This window comes from Blautia sp. 1033sp1_1033st1_G9_1033SCRN_220408, from assembly GCF_040929965.1.
Lineage (GTDB): Bacteria > Bacillota > Clostridia > Lachnospirales > Lachnospiraceae > Blautia_A > Blautia_A ammoniilytica.
Genome location: NZ_JBFKZO010000008.1, coordinates 37,293 through 56,471, shown reverse-complemented (window position 1 = coordinate 56,471; position 19,179 = coordinate 37,293). Strand labels below are relative to the sequence as shown.

Annotated in this window: 19 protein-coding genes; 16 read left to right on the top strand and 3 right to left on the bottom strand. The window is 39.0% G+C overall.

The genetic code is table 11. The features are described from left to right. Nucleotide 1: 1 nt before the first annotated feature. Complete coding sequence (locus AB5916_RS08050; protein ID WP_368190181.1) at nt 2–1,354, bottom strand: ABC transporter substrate-binding protein; 1,353 nt, start codon at nt 1,352–1,354, stop codon at nt 2–4. A 122-nt stretch (nt 1,355–1,476) separates the two neighbouring features. Between AB5916_RS08050 and AB5916_RS08045 the strand changes: the two genes are divergently transcribed. From AB5916_RS08045 to iadA, 5 genes are all read left to right on the top strand, one after another. Next, entirely contained in the window at nt 1,477–3,075 is a 1,599-nt protein-coding gene (locus tag AB5916_RS08045; RefSeq protein WP_368190179.1) for a carboxylesterase/lipase family protein, read from the top strand. A gap of 250 nt (nt 3,076–3,325) precedes the next feature. Beyond that, nucleotides 3,326–3,811 (top strand): HD domain-containing protein, encoded by a 486-nt coding sequence (locus AB5916_RS08040; RefSeq protein WP_368190177.1) that lies wholly within the window; start codon nt 3,326–3,328, stop codon nt 3,809–3,811. A gap of 19 nt (nt 3,812–3,830) precedes the next feature. Then, nucleotides 3,831–4,871: an alcohol dehydrogenase gene (locus tag AB5916_RS08035; protein WP_368190176.1), complete on the top strand. Its 1,041-nt coding sequence runs from the start codon at nt 3,831–3,833 to the stop codon at nt 4,869–4,871. Next, on the top strand, nt 4,859–6,313 hold the full coding sequence (gene yfcC / locus AB5916_RS08030; protein WP_368190175.1) for a putative basic amino acid antiporter YfcC: 1,455 nt from the start codon (nt 4,859–4,861) through the stop codon (nt 6,311–6,313). The genes AB5916_RS08035 and yfcC overlap by 13 nt, the downstream gene beginning before the upstream one ends. A 32-nt stretch (nt 6,314–6,345) precedes the next feature. Next, complete coding sequence (gene iadA, locus AB5916_RS08025; protein ID WP_158421283.1) at nt 6,346–7,494, top strand: beta-aspartyl-peptidase; 1,149 nt, start codon at nt 6,346–6,348, stop codon at nt 7,492–7,494. A 421-nt stretch (nt 7,495–7,915) separates the two neighbouring features. Here iadA and AB5916_RS08020 read toward each other — a convergent pair whose 3' ends face one another. Beyond that, a complete protein-coding gene (locus tag AB5916_RS08020) occupies nt 7,916–8,380 on the bottom strand; it encodes an Rrf2 family transcriptional regulator (RefSeq protein ID WP_158421228.1) in 465 nt (154 codons plus the stop codon). 260 nt (nt 8,381–8,640) lie between these two features. Here AB5916_RS08020 and AB5916_RS08015 point away from each other — a divergent pair, with 260 nt between their 5' ends. Then, nucleotides 8,641–8,847, top strand: a complete 207-nt coding sequence (locus AB5916_RS08015) for a hypothetical protein (RefSeq protein WP_368190174.1) — start codon at nt 8,641–8,643, stop codon at nt 8,845–8,847. A gap of 94 nt (nt 8,848–8,941) precedes the next feature. Next, on the top strand, nt 8,942–9,568 hold the full coding sequence (locus tag AB5916_RS08010; protein ID WP_368190173.1) for a DUF3786 domain-containing protein: 627 nt from the start codon (nt 8,942–8,944) through the stop codon (nt 9,566–9,568). On the opposite strand, the gene AB5916_RS08005 is transcribed toward AB5916_RS08010, so the two are convergent. Then, nucleotides 9,490–10,137 carry a TetR/AcrR family transcriptional regulator gene (locus tag AB5916_RS08005; protein WP_368190172.1) on the bottom strand — a complete coding sequence of 216 codons (648 nt, stop codon included), beginning with the start codon at nt 10,135–10,137 and terminating at the stop codon, nt 9,490–9,492. The two genes, AB5916_RS08010 and AB5916_RS08005, sit on opposite strands and share 79 nt — an antisense overlap. 173 nt (nt 10,138–10,310) lie before the next feature. On the opposite strand from AB5916_RS08005, the gene AB5916_RS08000 reads away from it, so the two are divergent. The 9 genes from AB5916_RS08000 (at nt 10,311) to AB5916_RS07960 (ending at nt 19,174) form a co-directional block, all read left to right on the top strand. Next, complete coding sequence (locus AB5916_RS08000; RefSeq protein ID WP_368190170.1) at nt 10,311–11,081, top strand: AAA family ATPase; 771 nt, start codon at nt 10,311–10,313, stop codon at nt 11,079–11,081. Beyond that, nucleotides 11,078–11,647, top strand: a complete 570-nt coding sequence (locus AB5916_RS07995; RefSeq protein WP_368190169.1) for a hypothetical protein — start codon at nt 11,078–11,080, stop codon at nt 11,645–11,647. The genes AB5916_RS08000 and AB5916_RS07995 overlap by 4 nt, the downstream gene beginning before the upstream one ends. 227 nt (nt 11,648–11,874) lie before the next feature. Further along, nucleotides 11,875–12,657, top strand: a complete 783-nt coding sequence (locus tag AB5916_RS07990) for a ZIP family metal transporter (protein ID WP_368190168.1) — start codon at nt 11,875–11,877, stop codon at nt 12,655–12,657. A gap of 19 nt (nt 12,658–12,676) precedes the next feature. Next, entirely contained in the window at nt 12,677–12,859 is a 183-nt protein-coding gene (locus tag AB5916_RS07985) for a hypothetical protein (protein WP_262583268.1), read from the top strand. 14 nt (nt 12,860–12,873) lie between these two features. Further along, nucleotides 12,874–13,542, top strand: coding sequence for a class I SAM-dependent methyltransferase (locus tag AB5916_RS07980; RefSeq protein WP_368190282.1), 669 nt, complete (start codon nt 12,874–12,876; stop codon nt 13,540–13,542). After that, nucleotides 13,532–14,233 (top strand): transglutaminase family protein, encoded by a 702-nt coding sequence (locus tag AB5916_RS07975; RefSeq protein ID WP_368190166.1) that lies wholly within the window; start codon nt 13,532–13,534, stop codon nt 14,231–14,233. The genes AB5916_RS07980 and AB5916_RS07975 overlap by 11 nt, the downstream gene beginning before the upstream one ends. A gap of 402 nt (nt 14,234–14,635) precedes the next feature. Next, a complete protein-coding gene (locus tag AB5916_RS07970; protein ID WP_368190164.1) occupies nt 14,636–15,628 on the top strand; it encodes a helix-turn-helix domain-containing protein in 993 nt (330 codons plus the stop codon). Beyond that, complete coding sequence (locus AB5916_RS07965) at nt 15,618–17,429, top strand: ABC transporter ATP-binding protein (protein WP_158422739.1); 1,812 nt, start codon at nt 15,618–15,620, stop codon at nt 17,427–17,429. Before AB5916_RS07970 ends, AB5916_RS07965 begins: the two co-directional genes overlap by 11 nt. Beyond that, complete coding sequence (locus tag AB5916_RS07960; protein ID WP_368190162.1) at nt 17,414–19,174, top strand: ABC transporter ATP-binding protein; 1,761 nt, start codon at nt 17,414–17,416, stop codon at nt 19,172–19,174. Before AB5916_RS07965 ends, AB5916_RS07960 begins: the two co-directional genes overlap by 16 nt. Nucleotides 19,175–19,179: the final 5 nt, after the last annotated feature.

Below are 19,179 nucleotides of genomic sequence, written 5' to 3'. Positions count from 1 at the left end.
TTCAGTCTCCTTTCAACAGAATTAAAAGATCATTCCATTCCTTTAAAAATGATTTTTCGGTATTCCTTTGAGGCGAACTGAAAAAGTTCTGAAATAAAGCATCCCTTGTATCAGACTTGTCGCTCTCGTAAGCAAATTCTTCCAGATCAAAATCACCATTCCTGATGCTATCCGTAAATGCTTTTGCATATTTGTCTGCTACATCTACAGATTTTATACAGGAATATGCCCCTGCTTCTTCTGCATAATATTCACTCATCTTTTTTGAAAATACATAATCCAGAAATTTTCCAACTGCTTCTGTATGGGTACAGGAAGCTGAAACTCCCAAGGATGCATCTATTTTTACTACTACTTTTTCATCACCTTCATGATATGCAGGGAATGGCATAAATAACAGATCGATATCCGGATTGATTTTTTTTATTAAGGGATATGCCCAGTTTCCCTGGAGAAACATATATGATTCCCCGTTTGCAAATGTTTTTACTGCTTCGTCATATCCTGTGTTTATTGTTTGTTTCTGACTGTATTTTCTTATTTCTAAATATCTCCTGGTGGAATCAAGTGCAATAGAATCTTCATATAAAAGTGCATCACCATCTAATACCTTCTGAAATAGGTCGTCCTGGCTTCCCCTGGATGACATATCAATTGCATCCCATCCCTGGTGAACGGTCCAGCTGTCTTTATCTGCAAAAACAATAGGAAGCTTTCCAGCTTTTTTTATTTGCTGCATGGTATCAATAAGTTCAGAATAAGTAGAGGGAATCTGATACCCTTCTTCCTCCAGCATCTTTTTGTTATAAAATATTCCTCTGTAGTTCACAGATAATGGAAGTACGTAAGTACCATTATGAATTTCTAATTTTTCCAAAAAATGTTCATTAACACAACGGGTTGCCGAAAAATTGTCTAAAGCCTGCAAATATCCACCCGTTACATATTTTTTTAGATCATCTTTCTTAGCTCCAATAAATTCAACAATATCCGGGAATTCTCCCTGAACTGCACGTATTTGCAACTCCTGATCTGGATTGGGTACTTCCAGATGTTCAACATATATCTCGTCCTGTGACTCATTAAAATCTTCAATGATTGTTTCAAAAATATGCCTTGTTTCTCTTTTGGACGTGAGAAATATAAGTGTTTCTTTTTCATCTTTTTCACTGTTTATTTGCTGCTTTTGACTATATTCTTTCACATATAACAGACCACTGCCTGCAATGGCACAAACAGCAATGAATAATAATATTTTCAGATTTTTTTTCATAGGAGTTCCCTTTTCATATTGAATTAAAAAATACACTATTTTCCTACTAAATATAGTACAACGAATCAGGTGGTTTTTCAATCAGATTTACCAAACAATTAAAGAAATCAAAAAAATAATAGTGACAAGTTCAAAAACTTATAGCGCTGCCAGAACGGTTTTTTTATAATAAAGTTACAAAATATGAAGGAGGGTATTAAGAAATGAAGAAAAAAATTATTAGTATTCTTTTAAGCAGTGTTATGATTTTCTCTATGGGGATTTCAACAGTTTCTGCTGCTGCAGCTGACGATACTTCAGCTACAGAAAGTGTTGTAGTCAGCAAAACAGAGGGCATTACAGATACCGCATACGGAAAGGTTCGTGGTTTTATTGACAACGGAACTTATACTTTCCGTGGGATTCCTTATGCAAAAGCCGACAGATTTGAACAGCCGGAGGCTCCTGATACATGGGACGATGTGCGCAATTGTCTTGTCTATGGTTCTACAGCTCCTATTACAAATATGACAGATCCGGATGGCGGAGATTTCCTGATTCCTCATCGTTACTGGGCACAGAGCGAAAACTGCCAGAATTTGAATGTTTGGACACAGGATCTGGATACCAATGCAAAGAAGCCGGTTATGGTATGGTTCCATGGTGGCGGATACACCAACGGTTCTGCTATCGAAGGTATTGCATATGACGGAAAAAATCTTAGCGAATATGGTGATGTAGTTGTAGTAACTGTAAACCATCGTTTAAACGTACTTGGCTACTTAGATGTTTCCGAATATGGTGAGGACTATCAGTATTCTGGTAACTGCGGCACAGCAGATATGATTGCATCCTTAAAGTGGGTAAAAGAAAACATTGCTAATTTTGGCGGCGATCCTGACAACGTGACTATTTTCGGACAGTCTGGTGGCGGCGGTAAAGTCATCAGCATGTTAGCTTCCCCTGAAGCAGAAGGATTATTCAATCAGGCGGTTGTACAGAGCGGAAGTGAACGCTATATCGAAAAAGATACTGCAAAAAAGATTACTGCAAAAACTCTTGAAATTTTAGGAATTTCAGATAACCAGATTGAACAGTTAAAAGAGGTTCCGTATGATACTCTTGATGCTGCTGCAACTGAAGCATTAAAAGAAGTTGGCGATGAACTTGGAACTTCTTTAAGCTGGCGTCCTGTTCTTGATGAAGATTATATTCAGAGTAATTTCCAGGAATGGACAAATGACATTCCGGTTATGGTCGGTTCTGTATTTGGAGAAATGAATTGCTGGACATGCCTGGATCCCAATGAAACCAACAAAAACTCCTGGACTGAAGAAGAAGTTGACGCAAAATTAACAGAAAAATACGGTGATAAAGCTGAGGCTGTAAAAGAAGCTTTCCTGAAAGCTTATCCTGAAAAGAGTGCTTGTGACGCTTATTATGTAGCAGATCGTACAAAGTTCACCAATACCCTTACAAAACGAGTAGAAGCTGGTGCAACTAAAAATTATGATTACGTTGTATCTTATGAATCTCCAATTGATGGTGGTGTAAACCTGTGGCACTGCGGCGAAATTCCATTTGTATTCCACAATGTAGATCTGGTATCCGGCAGCTATGGCGGAAGTCAGGATGCTTATGATCTGCAGGATGTAATGGCAAGTGCATGGGTAAACTTTGCACGCACCGGAGATCCAAATGGTGACAATGTACCTGAATGGAGCACCTATACTTCTGACAACAAATCTACTATGGTATTCGATACCACAAGTGGAGAAAGAGTTGATTATGATGCTGAATTACAGGAACTGATCAGCCAGTAACAGTATATAACCGCTCTAGTAAGTAATAAAGATATTAAAAGTATATAACCTCTCTTAATAGACAATATAAATCCTCTTGGAGTGACAGACACTTAATGATCCTGTCATTTCAAGAGGATATTTTGTTGAAAAAATGTACATCGTATTCTCACTTTTTTCCCTCCCATAATAGCATTTAGCTTTTGTTTCTGTTAAAATATAGCATGAATATTATTTGCATGTTTTATTTTCAACAGGGAGGAAACATTAAATGATAAACAAATTACATTTGGCAATGATTGAATTATATAGAGGAGATGCAAAGAGGATTCAACATTTTTGTAAAGTGCATAGCTATGCAAAATTGATAGCAGAAACGGAAAATGTAGATAAGAAATGCTTATTTACTATTGAAGCAGCAGCTTTGACACATGATATTGGAATTCATTTCTGTGAAGAAAAATATGGAAATTGTAATGGAAAATTACAGGAAAAAGAAGGTCCTGCAATCGCAGAAAAGCTGCTTGGAGAATTAGGCTTTGATCAAGATGTATCTGGTCGGGTACAGTATTTGATTGCACATCATCATACCTATGATAATATTGATGAAATCGATTATCAGATATTGGTAGAGGCTGATTTTCTGGTTAATATTATGGAGGACGGTTTATCGAAAGATGCAGCTCTAAAAGCCTATCATAATATTTTTAAAACCTCATGTGGAAAAAGGATGTGCAGGGAGATGTTTAATATTTGAAAATGGTGGAGGAAAAACAGTGCAGGCTTATACATATGTATCAAAAGGAAAATTTGAATTAAGAGAAAAAACAAGACCGTTAATCATGCATGAAAGGGATGCTATTGTAAAGGTAACACTTGCGAGTATCTGCTCCAGTGATTTACATATCAAGCATGGAAGTGTTCCACGTGCAGTTCCGGGAATTACTGTTGGTCACGAGATGGTTGGAATTGTTGAAGAAGTTGGAGGTGCTGTTACTCATGTTAAACCGGGAGACAGAGTAACAGTAAATGTGGAGACATTTTGTGGTGAATGTTATTTCTGTAAAAAAGGTTATGTTAATAACTGTATTGATCAAAATGGCGGTTGGGCTCTTGGCTGTCGTATTGATGGTGGTCAGGCTGAGTATGTGCGTGTACCGTTCGCAGATCAAGGCTTAAATAAGATTCCGGACAAAGTTACAGAGCGACAGGCATTATTTGTTGGAGATGTTCTGGCTACCGGCTACTGGGCAACTCGTATTTCTGAAATAACAGAAGACGACACAGTACTGATCATCGGTGCAGGCCCTACAGGAATATGTACATTGCTTTGTGTTATGCTGAAAAATCCCAAGCACATTATCATGTGTGAGAAAGACGAAGATCGTATCCGATTTATTAATAAGCATTATCCTGATGTACTTACTGTTTCTCCGGAAGAATGTGAGGAATTTGTTAAGAAAACAAGTGATCATGGTGGAGCAGATGTTGTTCTTGAAGTTGCAGGAGCTGAATCAACGTTTCGTCTTGCATGGGAGTGCGCAAGACCGAATGCAATTGTAACAATCGTTGCACTTTATGATAAAGCACAGAGTTTACCGCTTCCGGATATGTATGGCAAAAATCTTATTTTCAAAATCGGTGGAGTGGATGGATGCGATTGCGATGAGACATTGAAACTGATTGCTGAGGGAAAGATAAATACAGAACCACTTATTACGCATACCTATCCTCTAAGTAAGATTGAAGAGGCCTATGATCTCTTCGAGAATAAGAGAGATGGTGTTATAAAAGTAGCTGTTGAATGTTGGCATTAGTAGAAAATGTTATCGCAGCAGTTCTGACATTTCTTGTACCAAAAGGATTTTACGAAACACAGGATATTTCATATATGATCAATGGTGTTGAGAAAACCCGTACAGTAATCAAAGATGGGAGTTTCCAGTATCTGACAGATGATGCAGGAAATGTGGTAACAGAAGGAGTAGCACTCTTTAGTGGAGATGGTGGAACAGGATTCTTCAACTATATGTATAACGGAATCGTAAATAGTTCTGCAATCGAGATTATCGCATTCCTTATGGTAGTAGGTGGTGCATTCGGTATCATGATCCGTACAGGTGCGATTGAATCTGGATTGATCGGACTGATCCGTAAGGCAAAGGGAGCAGAAAAATTATTGATTCCGGTACTTTTCGTACTGTTTTCTCTTGGTGGAGCAGTTTTCGGGATGGGAGAAGAAGCTCTTCCGTTTACTATGATTCTTTGTCCGTTGTTTGTAGCAGTTGGATATGATTCAGTTATTGCAGTTCTTGTTACTTATGTTGCAACACAGATTGGTTTCGGTTCATCTTGGATGAATCCATTCTCTGTAGGTATTGCACAGGGTATTGCAGGCATTGACGTATTCTCTGGAGCAGGATTCCGTATGGTAATGTGGGTAGTATTTACAGCACTCGGCTGTGGAATGACTATGTTCTATGCATCAAAGATCAAAAAGACTCCCACAATCTCAATCGCATATAAGACAGATGCATATTTCCGTGAGCAGAATGAAAAAACAGGAATTGGCGAAGGACATTCATTTGGTCTTGGACACATTTTAGTTCTTCTGACACTGGCTGCTACAGTAGTATGGGTAGTATGGGGAGTTATGGCTCAAGGATACTACATGCCAGAGATTGCTACACAGTTCTTCATTATGGGAATTGTTTCCGGTGTGATTGGAGTTATCTTTAAACTGAATGATATGAAACTGAATGATATCGCAACATCATTTAAAGATGGAGCAAAAGACCTGATTGGTGCTGCACTTGTTGTTGCTATGGCACAGGGTATCATGCAGGTTCTTGGTGGATCTGATCCCACAACACCTACAGTTATCAATACAATTATGTATAATATTTCAAATGCACTGTCTGGAGTTTCAGGAGCAGTTGCAGCAGTACTTATGTATCTGTTCCAGTCCGTATTCAACTTCTTCGTTGTATCCGGAACAGGACAGGCTGCGATCACAATGCCGATTATGGCTCCATTGTCAGACCTGTTAGGTGTTTCACGTCAGACAGCTGTAGTTGCATTCCAGCTTGGTGATGCATTTACAAACCTGATTGTTCCTACGTCTGGGTGTCTGATAGGATCTCTTGCAATTGCAAAGATTGAGTGGTCTAACTGGATTAAATTCATGTGGAAATTCCTTGGCGTCTTAATGATTGGTGCAATCATTACAGTTCTTATTGCAGTTGGAATTGGATTCTAAAATATGCATTTGATAATTGGGAGTGGTTTATGATGAAATTAATTCAGAATATTGATGTTTATGCCCCGCAGCATCTGGGAAAAAAAGATGTACTTACAATTAATGATAAGATTGTCAAGATTAAAGATGCAGGTTCTATATCCACAGACGGATTTCTTTCTGAGGCAGAAATAATCAATGGAGAGGGGTTACTTTTAACTCCGGGATTCATTGATAGTCATGTTCATGTACTCGGAGGCGGTGGTGAAGGTGGATTCGCCAATCGTACTCCGGAAGCAACTATGGAAGGACTTACGAAGTTTGGAGTAACAACAGTTGTTGGTTGTCTTGGAACAGATGGAATCGGTCGTGATATGTGTGCACTGGTTGCAAAGACCAAAGGATTGAATGAGCAGGGAATGTCTGCATACTGTTATACAGGCAGTTATCAGATTCCGGTTCGCACGTTGACTGACAGTATTGTGAAAGATATTATGATGATTCAGGAAATTGTTGGAACTGGAGAAATCGCGATCTCTGATCATCGTTCTTCACAGCCGACTTTTGAGGAATTTGCACGTGTCGTTGCGGATACAAGACTTGGTGGTGTTCTTTCCGGGAAAGCTGGTATTGTAAATGTTCATCTTGGCGACAGTCCCAGATGCTTAGATCTTATTGAACGAGTGGTAGATGAGACAGAGATCCCGGCTTCTCAAATATTGCCAACACATATCAATCGAAATGAGATGCTTTTCTGCAAGTCGATTGAGTATGCGCTGAAAGGCGGAGCAGTAGACTTTACCGGAAATGAAGATATTGACTATTGGGAAACTATCTGTGATGAGGTACGTGTATGTAATGGTATCAAACGGATGTTAGATGCAGGAGTAAGGCCTGACCGCATGACTATTTCTTCTGATGGACAGGGAAGCCTTCCGATGTACAGTAGTAATGGCGAATTCCTTGGAATGGGTGTTGGACAGTCCAGCTGCCTTCTGAAGGAAGTAAAGGAATGTGTATTTAAAACAGAAATTCCTTTAGAAATAGCGATTTCTACAATTACATCTAATCCAGCAGATATTCTTCGTCTCAAAGGAAAAGGTAAGGTTGAAGAAGGCTACGATGCTGATCTTTGTATTCTTGACCAGGAACTTCAGCTTGTTGAAGTAATTGCAAAAGGGAATACAGTTTATGCAAAATAAAGTATATCAGCTGGGAGATGACTCCCACCTCTATAGGTGGTGAGAAACAAGCTGGTATCAGTGGTGGGAGTCATTCCCCCAGCTGATATAGCCTCCGGCAGGATTGCAGAGGTGCGCAGGAGAAGTATGTCATGCAATTGCATGACGCGCACCTCGCAGCAAGAATGCCGAGGCATTCTTGAATGGTGTTAGAAGCATCAGCCATTCAGTTGGCTGGCTAACCATATGGTGAAGCGGTACAATGATATTTTCGGATTCTGGAAGAGAAAAGAGAAAACAGATATAGACAGGCAGTTTGAATACAATACGTATATCCAGGCTTTTTGAAGATAATCAGGGAAATGAAAAAGGATTATAAATAGTTAAGACGAAAAGAAAAACCGGGGAAAAGTCCTCGGTTTTTTGATATTTGTGTTTCTGTTTAACTAATGGGGTTCTGAACAGTTACCTGTAAGTTATTTTCTATAGATGTCCGCTGATAGTAGGTATCTATGATATCCTGTAAAGTAATCGTATTCATTTTTTCTTCGGCAGCCTTTTGAATTTCATTATAAAATCCCTGCAAAGATAACTGAATGTTAATGCCAACGCCACAATCTGGATTGGTATGAGTATCTAAATGAAGTAATGGTTTATCACCTTCAACTGCTTTATAAATATCCAGCAATGTAATCTGATCTGCTGGTTTTGAAAGAGAAGGACGGGCATGTCCGGCTACACTGGTCATAAGTCCCGCTTTTTTTAGTTTTAACATAAGCTGGCGTACAAAGCCGGGATTTGTATGGACACTTTCTGCAATTGAGGCACTGGAGAGGGATTTTTCCTGGTTGATAGCAATCAGAACCATCACATGAACAGTATCACTTAATTTCGTTGAATATTTCATGATAAGAAACTCCTTGTAGTATGATATAATGATCTTGTTTTCCCGTTTTTGGGGTGAAAATATTTCTGGTTTGTTTAAAACATCCTAAGTTCTCAACAGTTCTTTTTGATGTGTTGATAAACTGCACATTTTTAATGTTTTGATGATTGTAAATAATATAATTACAACTATAATGGGGATTAAAGGAAAAGTCAACACAGTAATGAAACTTACGGAGGATTCGTATCATATGCTATTTATACACAAGAATTAAAAAACATATGACTAAAAAAATGTATCACCTTTATTATCGTGAAAACAGGGAAGTTTCACAGCATAAAGAAGAATATGAAGCAAACTTATTAAGAGCATACCGGCGTTTAGATGTATGCAGATTTAAGAATAAGGGATGGCCATGTCCAACATGCCCGAATTGCTGTTTTTGTGGAAAAGATTATGAAACTATGACGGAGGTAATGGATGAATGAGAATCCGGACAAAGTTAGATTTATGAGAACACCATAATCTTTGTATAAACATTGATTATTACATGATATTATAAATGTTCACAAAGGAGAACTTATGGAATACAAAAATCAAGCAGAAAATCGTGCATTTCAGGAAATGTTGCAGGCAGCAGTAAAACGGCTGCAAAATCGTTCCGGAGAGGATCTTGCTGCAAAAAGTGGGGCTGTTTTTCATAGCAGCCGAAATGTGCTTGAAGTACTGAGTTTTTATGAAACGATTGAAATTCAACTCCCTGAGTTTTGTATTAACTCAAACATGGACGAATGGCATTATCTGACATTGCTGCATTATCTGGATATGGCCGATGGAACAGAAGGTTCACAGAAGCTCATTACTTTTGGTAACCTGAAAGATGGATTGATTCGAGGAACCAAGTTTGATCAGACTGCAGAGCAGAAACTGGAAAAACTTTTGCAGGATAAAGATCCTGAGATGATTCAGAAAGCATGTAAAAGCCTAGGTGCCGAATTCACAGAGACAAAGGCGGATTTGTGTGCTGTTTTTCCAGTTCTGCCAAGATATCCGATAACTTTAAAGGTATGGTTTGCAGATGAAGAATTTCCTGTATCTGGCAAAATATTTCTTCAGGATAATGCCGATCATTATCTAAGTGTAGAAGATGCGGTAACAGTTGGAGAAATTTTGTTGCAAAAATTATCGGAAGCATTTTCTTCTCTCTGATCATGAATCAGAAAACTTTTCAGCCCGGATTTGATAAATTTGTCGATTATTGTCTGAATCTGTTTCCAGTCATTACAGTGATTGCGAAGCATCAGTCTGTTGATGGAAAGGCAGCCATTCATTTGAAAATAAAAAACAGATTCTGCCTGTTCAAAGGTTAGGAGGCTGTGTGACATAAGCCAGGTCACATAGCCTTCTTTTGTATTTTCTGCTATTTTTTCCAGAAGAATGGGGGCAATTGCATCATCCAGAAACAGTGACCTGTATTGTGATTCCATCTGTATTTTCTGACAGAACGGATAGGAACAGCTTTTTTGATTTAGACAGAATAAATGATCTACAGTTGTTAACATATCCTGAGTCATATCATTAAAAATATCTGATAATACATCATGGATATCGTAGTAATGAAGATAAAAAGTGCCACGGTTGATTTCAGCATTTTTGCAGATCTCTGTAACTGTAATTTTCGTAAAACTTTTCTGCTTTAACAATTCTAGGAAAGTATCTTTTATGGTTTGCCTGGTATAGCGGGTACGGCGATCCTGCTTGTTTGTTTTTTCCGACATAATGGCCTCCATTGAATGTATGCTTTACAATGTATCATTTCTCAACAGTTTTTGGGTTGTGTTGAGGAACAGAACAGATTTCATAGATTGATTATTGTAATTTATATAATGACAACTATAATGAGGCTTAAGTAAAAAGTCAACAGATTATTCAGAATGCTAGGAGGAAAAACATGGGACATGTAATTGCTGTATCAGGAAAAGGCGGTGTAGGGAAAACAACCCTTTGTGGATTGTTGATTCAATATTTATGTGAAAATAGAAAACATCCTGTTTTAGCTGTAGATGCAGATGCAAATGCGAATTTGAATGAAGTGCTCGGCGTCGAACCGGAGATTACACTGGGAGAGCTGAGAGAAGAGATTGAACGTGCAGGAGTTGATCCGCGATATCAGATTCCGGCAGGAATGACAAAACAGGCTTATCTGGAGATGCGTCTTTCCGATGCAATTGCAGAAGAAGACGATTATGATTTGATGGTAATGGGGCGAACCCAGGGACAGGGCTGCTATTGTTTTGTAAATGGTCTTGTGCAGACCCAGGTTCAGAAATTGCAAAGCCATTATCCATATATTGTGGTTGATAACGAAGCGGGTATGGAACACATCAGCAGAGGAATCCTGCCAATGATGGAAGTTGCGATTCTTGTAAGTGACTGTTCCAGAAGAGGTGTTCAGGCAGCCGGACGTATTGCAAAGCTGATGAAGGAGTTAAGCTTTAAACCACAGAAAACCGGATTAATCGTGAATCGTGTTCCGGATGGAAAACTGGATGCCGGAACTCTGGAAGAAATCCGAAATCAGGGACTGGAACTGTTAGGGGTTGTACCACATGATGACCAGGTATATCAGTATGACTGTGATGGAAAGCCGATCGTACGGCTTCCGAAAGATTCTCCTGTAAGAAGTGCACTGGGAGAAATTATAAAGAAGTTAGGATTGTGAGTTGGAGCAATCTTGATACTGTGAAGTTGTCTGCATTTGCAAAAAAGTTCTATTCGGAACCATTTACATTGAATGAGATACCCGAAGAATATATTTCACGAAACAATGGCGTGATGCTTATTTCCAGTGGAAAAATACATCAGGCAAATGAAGGCTGTGCCTGCACAATGAATAGTATTTTAAAGCAATTTATCAAACATCTGACGGTAGGGGAAAATGTAATGCTTAAACGGATCATCAATAATCTTATTCTGCACAGAGAGGATGTTGTGCTGCTGGATATGGAAGCAGGTTTGGAACATCTTGGAAGAAGGACAACAGAAGGCATGGATCAGTTTATCGTTGTGATAGAGCCGGGAGCCAGAAGTGTTCAGACTTATAGAAACGTAAAGCGTCTGGCAGAAGAACTGGGGGTAAAGAAAGTAAGGGTTGTTGCAAATTATGCTATTTTTACAGTACTGCTGTCAGAAGGAGATACAACCATAACATTATTGTGTGAAAGAGTAAATTCCACCACCCAATTTTGTAAATTGTTGAAAGAAATATATTGTTATATGATTACTTAAGTGATATACTTAAGCATAAGAAAACCGTGTGAAATTACAGTTTGCTTTTTGCACGGTTTTCTTTATACTAGACAGTTAGTTAAAGCTAACACAGTGAAAGTATGAAAAATTATAGAATAACAGATATTAGGCAATATAATCAATAAGCTATAGAACTAATACTATACCGCTGAAGATAATTATTTTTGCCAATGAATTTTTTCGAGCATATATGGAAGGAAAATATAATGCGAATAAATATTTTTGAAGGTATACTGATTCCGTTTGTTGGAACAACGATAGGATCAGCATGTGTGTTTTTTATGAGACAAACACTTAATAAATCCGTGCAACGTGCACTTGCAGGATTTGCAGCGGGTATAATGGTTGCTGCTTCAATTTGGAGTCTTCTGATTCCGGCTATTAAACAATCTGAGAATATGGGAGCTTTATCATTTGTTCCGGCAGTTGTTGGGTTCTGGATTGGTATATTGTTTTTACTCGCTCTTGATCATTTGATTCCGCATCTTCATGTTGGAAGTGATCAGGCAGAGGGACCGAAAAGCAAACTTGGCCGTACTACGATGATGGTGTTGGCAGTTACATTACATAACATCCCTGAAGGTATGGCAGTTGGTGTAATGTATGCTGGATTTCTTGCTGAAAATGCACAGATTACAGCAACAAGTGCACTTGCTTTATCACTTGGAATTGCTATCCAGAATTTTCCAGAAGGAGCGATTATATCCATGCCGCTTAGGGCAGAGGGTGAAAGTAAGAAAAAGGCATTTCTGGGAGGTGTACTTTCAGGAGTGGTTGAACCGATTGGAGCAGTACTGACGATTCTTGCCGCACAGCTGGTAATCCCGGCATTACCATATTTACTCAGCTTTGCAGCAGGAGCCATGTTATATGTCGTGGTTGAAGAACTAATTCCGGAAATGTCTCAGGGACAGCACTCAAATATCGGTACGCTTTTCTTTGCACTTGGATTTAGTTTGATGATGATCTTGGATGTGGCACTGGGGTAAGAGGAGAGGAATGATTCTTATGAGAATATTGATTTATGGTGCGGGTGTGATCGGTTCCTTGTATGCAGCACTCACTCCAAGGTTGATTCAGCCGACAACATTTGCAGAAATATCAGGAAATAAATCCGAAAGAACTAAGCAGTTTTATGCTTATATGAACAGAAGGAAGAAATGCGGATGCAAGACGAAAAAGGCACAGTGATTGGAGAAAAAAGCATGAAAAATGAAGAATATAAAAAATTGTCAATTAAAGAATTTACAAAAGCAGCAGGAAGATATGAAAGTAGCCATGCTGGTATTTACGAAATGTGCAAGAAAGATTATCCGGATATTCTGGAAGAATTAGAAAAGGAGCCATTTAGAGATCTATTAGATGCAGGTTGCGGACCTGCTCCGATGATTTCTTTATTAGCAGAAAAATATCCAGACCGACATTATACAGGACTGGATCTGACTCCTGCCATGATCGAGCAGGCAAAAAAGAAAAATATTCCAAATGCAACATTTGTTGTAGGAGACTGTGAGAACTTTCCTTTTGAAAACGATTCATTTGATGCAATTATTTGTTCTATGAGCTTCCATCATTATCCGGATCCACAGGCATTTTTTGACAGTGTGAAAAGATGTCTTCGCCCAAATGGAAGATTGATACTGAGAGATGTGACCAGTGACAATAAAGTATTGGTATGGCTGATGAATACATTGGAAATGCCATTGGCAAATATATGCGGACATGGAGATGTCCAGGTGCCAACAAGAGATGTGGTCATAAAATGCTGCAAAAAAGCAGGATTAAAAGTAGAAAAATTTGAAATCCGTAAAGGTATGCGACTGCATTGTGTTGTGAGAAAACCTATGGGAAAGGCGATAGGAAATGAAGGATAAGTATCTTAGGGAAACACGAATGGTTGATTTTTCTAATCCGGCAATTCAAAAACTTATTCAAAATATGAAATGGAAGGAAATGGGTGAATTTGAAAGGATTAAGGCAATCTACAACTATGTAAGAGATGATATTTTATTTGGATATAATATTGATGACGGAATTTCAGCTTCAAAAGTACTTGCAGATGGTTATGGACAATGTAATACAAAAGGAACTTTATTTATGGCACTTTTACGTGCCTGCAATATTCCATGCAGAGTACATGGTTTTACGATTGATAAAAGATTGCAGAAAGGGGCTATGACCGGGTTTGTTTACCGTAATGCTCCAAAAAGTATTTTCCATAGCTGGGTAGAAATAAATTTCGAAAATCAGTGGTACGAACTGGAAGCTTTCATTTTGGATAAAACCTACATAAAGAAGTTACAGGAACAAAATTCGGAATGTACAGGTGCATTTTGCGGTTATGGAGTAGCAGTTAAGGATTTCAGAAATCTCATTATTGAGTTTGATAGGAACAATACTTATATTCAGAGCGAGGGAATCAATCAGGATTTTGGTGTTTATGATTGTCCAGATAAACTGTTGAAGGAACATCATCAAGAAATTTCAGCTTTTAAAGCATTTGTTTATAGACATATTGGAAGACACCTCATGAATCGTAATATCAGGAAGATCAGAGAACGATAGTTTTAAACTTTTAGAATTAAAATTAAATTTGAATGGTAATATGGCAGACAAAATACAAAATGCCTATAAAACATAAAAAAATATTCTTGCAAAGAAAGGTCGGTTTTCTCCACCGTGTCAGACGGAGAAAGAGCTAAGAAATATCTTTCAAAAACTATATAAAGAAACGGATATCCATGTTGACGGTTCCATGGTATATTTCTATTGCGTGAAGTAATGCAATGATGATGATTCATTATAAAGTTTCAGATAATAAGTCTGGAACTTTATTTTTTGTCCAAATGGAGTATTGCCGTCCGTTCAGGTATGGATAATGCTTGATTCTCATGTTAAGATAATAGAAAAAGGTTAGATAAAACTAACACAAAGAAATACCATTATGTGAAAGGAAGGAGAAGAAATTTGAATGTAAATGAAATTGCAAGTCTTGGAAGTAATGTGAAGCCTGTGATTCAGAATGAGAATTGCTCTGTTCTTATGTTAAATGATGCGACAGGAGAGGGCGTTATGACGGTTTACCGAGTAATGCCAGGTGTGATGATTTGTTTTTCAGACATGCACATGGAACAGTGCGCATCTGAATTTGAATTGAAGAATGACAGAAAAATATTCTGTATTGACCATTGCCGGGAGGGAAGAATTGAGATGGAGGTAAGGCCAGGCGTGTTCAGCATTATGCAGGAAAAGGAACTTCGTCTGGATAACAGAGAAAATCATAAAGGGACAACTTATTATCCTCTGAAGCATTATCATGGAGTCAGTATTTTCATGGAAGTTGTGGAAGTTCAGAAGGCACTTGATGAATTGTTTCAGGGATTTTCCGTATCCATTGAGAATCTTCGAAGCCGGTATTGTGCCGAAGAGAAACCTTATGTAATTCGGGGAGATAAGGAACTTGAGTCGATTCTTTCTGGATTTTACCAGAAAAACATGGCTCATCCAGAGCTTGCAAAAGCGAAAGAATATTATCAGATAAAAGTCGTGGAATTATTGTTGTACTTAAACACGATAACCGTAGAAGGCAGAAAAGAAGTCAGACCATATTATTACAAAACTCAGATGGAAAAAATCAAAGGGATTCATGCGCAGATCACAGGGAATCCTCAGACACGGTTTACCATCGAAGAACTTTCCTCTATGTATGAGATTCCACTGACAACTATGAAAAAATGCTTCAAAGATGTTTATGGAGATTCTATTTATTCTTATCAGAAGAGGTATCGCATGAATCTGGCTGCAAATATGCTGTTACAGGATAAAGAGAAAGAAGTACAGGAGATCGCCGCAAGTGTAGGATATGAAAATCCGGGGAAATTTTCATCTGCATTTCGAAGTGTGATGGGGCTGTCTCCAGCAGAGTACCGATTCAGAAAGGAAACCTTTGATGGAAAATAAAAAAGTATCAGAAAAAAAAGACAGTTGGCTGAAAGTATTGCTTGGTTATACCGAAGGAAGCGGGCAAAGGCTTGGAATATCCGTTGTTTTATCTGTTATCAGTATTATCAGTGGACTCATGCCATATTATTGCATTTACCGTGGCATTGATTTGTATATAAGAAATCTGAACCAGGCTCCTATGCAGGAAATTTTAAAGTGGTGTCTATATGCCCTACTCTTTTACATTATAAAAATTGTAAGCTTTTCTGCATCCACATGGATTTCCCATATAGCAGCCTATCACATATTGGAGGGTCTAAGGATCCGCCTGACAGACCGGTTTCTGAAAGCACCGTTAGGAGATGTAGAAGGGCACAGTATTGGTGAAATCAAGAGCATTATGGTAGAAAAAATCGAAAATATGGAACCTCCTATTGCCCATATGATTCCGGAAGGAAGCGGACATCTCCTGCTTCCGGTAATCAGCTTTATCGCTTTGTTTACATTGGACTGGAGAATTGCACTGGCTTCTCTTGTAACCGTTCCATTGTCCATGGTATTTATGACACTTACCATGATAATCAGCGGAAAAAGTTTCACTCAGTACGATGAATCTAATGCACATATGAACAGTACCATTGTAGAATACATAGAAGGAATCGAAGTCATTAAGGCATTTGGCAGGGCTGGAACCTCTTATGAGAAATATGCAAAAGCAATCCTGGATTACAAGAAATTTGTTGTGAAATGGCTGTCCTCCACCTGGATCACCATGAAAATGACATTCGCCCTGTTTCCTTCTACCTTGCTTGGAACTTTGCCTGTAGGTCTGTATCTGACCATGCATGGTCAGTTGACCATATCACAGCTTGTGCTGGCAGTTATGTTGTCTATGTCAATGGTAACATCTTTTGCAAAAATAGAGGTATTCTCTGAAAATCTTCGTGAAATGCAATATAACATTGAAAGTATACAGGACTTTTTAACGATGAAAGAATTGCCGGAGTCTTCTGTACGTGCCAATATCAGCAGCTATGATGTGAAACTGGAAAATGCGCATTTTTCCTATACTGGTAAGGAAAAGGATGAGGTGCTGCATGGAATAGACCTGACAATGCCGACAGGAAGTTTTACCGCATTGGTCGGACCGAGCGGTGGTGGTAAATCCACGGTAGCAAGGTTGATCTCAAGATTCTGGGATGTGACATCAGGAAGTATTACCATAGGTGGTGTGAATATTAAGGAAATTCCATTGTCACAGCTTTCAGAAATGGTTAGTTTTGTGACACAGGATAATTTCCTGTTCCGGTGTTCCATTCTGGAAAATATACGTCTTGGCAATCCGGCTGCATCGGATGAAGAGGTGCGGGAAGCAGCAAAAAAGGCATGCTGCCAGGAATTTATAGAAAAACTGCCACAGGGCTATGATACCCCGGCAGGGGAAGCAGGAAAACGCTTGTCCGGTGGAGAAAAGCAGAGAATTGCTATTGCCAGAATGGTATTAAAAAATGCACCGATCGTCATCCTTGACGAAGCGACTGCATTTACGGATCCGGAAAATGAGAACAAGATTCAGAAGAGTATTGAAGAACTGACAAAAGGCAAGACATTGCTGGTCATTGCACACAGACTTTCCACAATCACAGATGCAGAAAAAATCGTTGTTTTGAAAAATGGCTGTATAGAAGGAGAAGGAACTCAGGAAGAACTGATTCAGAACTGTCCGCTTTATCAGAGAATGTGGCAGGCCCATGTGGGAGTAAGGCACTGGGCAGTAGGAAGCCAGAAAGAAGGTGAAGAATCATGTTTGGCACTGTAAAAAGAATCATTGACTGGTGTGGAAGTTTTAAAAAGAATCTGTATATCGGTTTTATTTTTTCCTTTTTTTCAGGCTGGTTTGCGGCAATGCCGGTCATATGGGCTGCATATATAATCGGGAAGCTTGTAGAATGCGAAGGACAGGGAAAAGCTGTCTCAACGGTTTGGATTGGAAAAAGTATCGTGATTCTGTTGTTCTTTATTTTTCTGCGCTTTCTGTTTGATTATCTGAGAGCAAGATTTCAGGAGTCGATCAGTTATGAATTGATTGCCAGAGACAGACTTGCAGTGGGAGATGCACTGAAACGTGTATCTTTAGGATATTTCCAGAACATGAATACAGGCACGATTCTCAATTCTATTACTACAGGTCTTCATACGCTGGAAGGAATGGGAATCCGTATGATTGATAATTTTGTAGGAGGTTATCTGAATTTTATCTGTATTCTTTTGTGGCTTACCTGTATGAACTGGAGAGTGGGGCTGATTGCAGTGACGGGTGCTGCTGTTTCTCTGATATTTCTGCTTATCATTTCAAAGTACAGTACAAGAAATGCACCAGTCCTTGCAGCAGCAAACAGAGATCTGACCGGAGCAACCCTGGAATATGCCAGAGGACTTTCTGTAGTAAAATCCTTTGGAAAAGCAGGAGCTTCTATGGATTCTATGAAAAAAGCATGCAGGGACAGCCGTGATATTAATCTGAAAATAGAATGGGGGTATATTCCTTATAATGCACTGCATCTGCTGGCGTTAAAGACAGCAAGTGTGTGTATCGTGATCGCTGCATTTTATCTGGGATTTTCTGGACAGCTGGATTTTACTTATATGATGATTATAATTCTGTTGTCATTCCATGTGTTTGGTTCTTTGGAGCCGATTGCAGACTGCGCCCATGTACTGGCTGTCATTGATGATGCCTTGGATCATTTGGATGAATTGACAAAAGAGTCCTTCATTGATGCAGATGGACAGCAGATAGAGATTGCACACTATGATATCGAATTTCGTAATGTAGATTTTTCTTACGGAGAAGGGAGGGAAAGAAGACAGGTGCTCCATAATGTGAATCTGAAAATTCCGGAGTATTCAGTTACAGCAATCGTGGGTCCTTCCGGAAGCGGAAAATCTACGATCTGCAATCTGATTGCCCGGTTTTATGATGCAGACAGTGGAAGTGTTCGTGTGGGAGGACATGATGTGAAAGAATTTACCTGTGACAGTCTGTTATCCAACATTTCCATGGTATTTCAGAATGTATATCTGTTTCATGATACAGTGAGGAATAATATTTGCTTTGGAAAAACGGATGCAACAGAAGCAGAAATGGTCGAAGCGGCAAAGAAAGCGCGCTGCCATGATTTTATTATGGCATTACCGGAAGGCTACGATACTGTCATCGGTGAAGGGGGTGGGAGCCTGTCCGGTGGAGAAAAACAGCGCATTTCCATCGCAAGAGCGATTCTGAAGGATGCACCGATTATTATACTTGACGAAGCGACAGCCAGTGTAGATCCGGAAAATGAACATTTGATCCAGGCAGCTATATCGGAACTTACAAAAGGAAAAACCATAGTAACCATTGCACACAGACTGGCGACGATTGAACAGGCAGATCAGATTCTGGTGGTAGATAATGGGCAGATTATTCAGAGAGGAACTCACACGGAACTGGTGGCTGTTCCTGGAAAATACAAGGATTTTGTAGATATTAGAAGCCAGTCGGAAGGCTGGAAAATCGGCTAGGAGGA

What these genes read in the sequence shown, in the direction of transcription:
- AB5916_RS08005 (WP_368190172.1), bottom strand. Translation starts at nt 10,137, where the DNA reads ATGTCGGAAAAAACAAACAAGCAGGATCGCCGTACCCGCTATACCAGG.
- AB5916_RS07975 (WP_368190166.1), top strand. Translation starts at nt 13,532, where the DNA reads ATGAAGGATAAGTATCTTAGGGAAACACGAATGGTTGATTTTTCTAAT.
- AB5916_RS08010 (WP_368190173.1), top strand. Translation starts at nt 8,942, where the DNA reads ATGGAATACAAAAATCAAGCAGAAAATCGTGCATTTCAGGAAATGTTG.
- AB5916_RS08045 (WP_368190179.1), top strand. Translation starts at nt 1,477, where the DNA reads ATGAAGAAAAAAATTATTAGTATTCTTTTAAGCAGTGTTATGATTTTC.
- AB5916_RS07985 (WP_262583268.1), top strand. Translation starts at nt 12,677, where the DNA reads ATGAGAATATTGATTTATGGTGCGGGTGTGATCGGTTCCTTGTATGCA.
- AB5916_RS07980 (WP_368190282.1), top strand. Translation starts at nt 12,874, where the DNA reads ATGAAAAATGAAGAATATAAAAAATTGTCAATTAAAGAATTTACAAAA.
- AB5916_RS07960 (WP_368190162.1), top strand. Translation starts at nt 17,414, where the DNA reads ATGTTTGGCACTGTAAAAAGAATCATTGACTGGTGTGGAAGTTTTAAA.
- iadA (WP_158421283.1), top strand. Translation starts at nt 6,346, where the DNA reads ATGAAATTAATTCAGAATATTGATGTTTATGCCCCGCAGCATCTGGGA.
- AB5916_RS08000 (WP_368190170.1), top strand. Translation starts at nt 10,311, where the DNA reads ATGGGACATGTAATTGCTGTATCAGGAAAAGGCGGTGTAGGGAAAACA.
- AB5916_RS07965 (WP_158422739.1), top strand. Translation starts at nt 15,618, where the DNA reads ATGGAAAATAAAAAAGTATCAGAAAAAAAAGACAGTTGGCTGAAAGTA.
- AB5916_RS08020 (WP_158421228.1), bottom strand. Translation starts at nt 8,380, where the DNA reads ATGAAATATTCAACGAAATTAAGTGATACTGTTCATGTGATGGTTCTG.
- AB5916_RS08015 (WP_368190174.1), top strand. Translation starts at nt 8,641, where the DNA reads ATGACTAAAAAAATGTATCACCTTTATTATCGTGAAAACAGGGAAGTT.
- AB5916_RS08040 (WP_368190177.1), top strand. Translation starts at nt 3,326, where the DNA reads ATGATAAACAAATTACATTTGGCAATGATTGAATTATATAGAGGAGAT.
- AB5916_RS07990 (WP_368190168.1), top strand. Translation starts at nt 11,875, where the DNA reads ATGCGAATAAATATTTTTGAAGGTATACTGATTCCGTTTGTTGGAACA.
- yfcC (WP_368190175.1), top strand. Translation starts at nt 4,859, where the DNA reads ATGTTGGCATTAGTAGAAAATGTTATCGCAGCAGTTCTGACATTTCTT.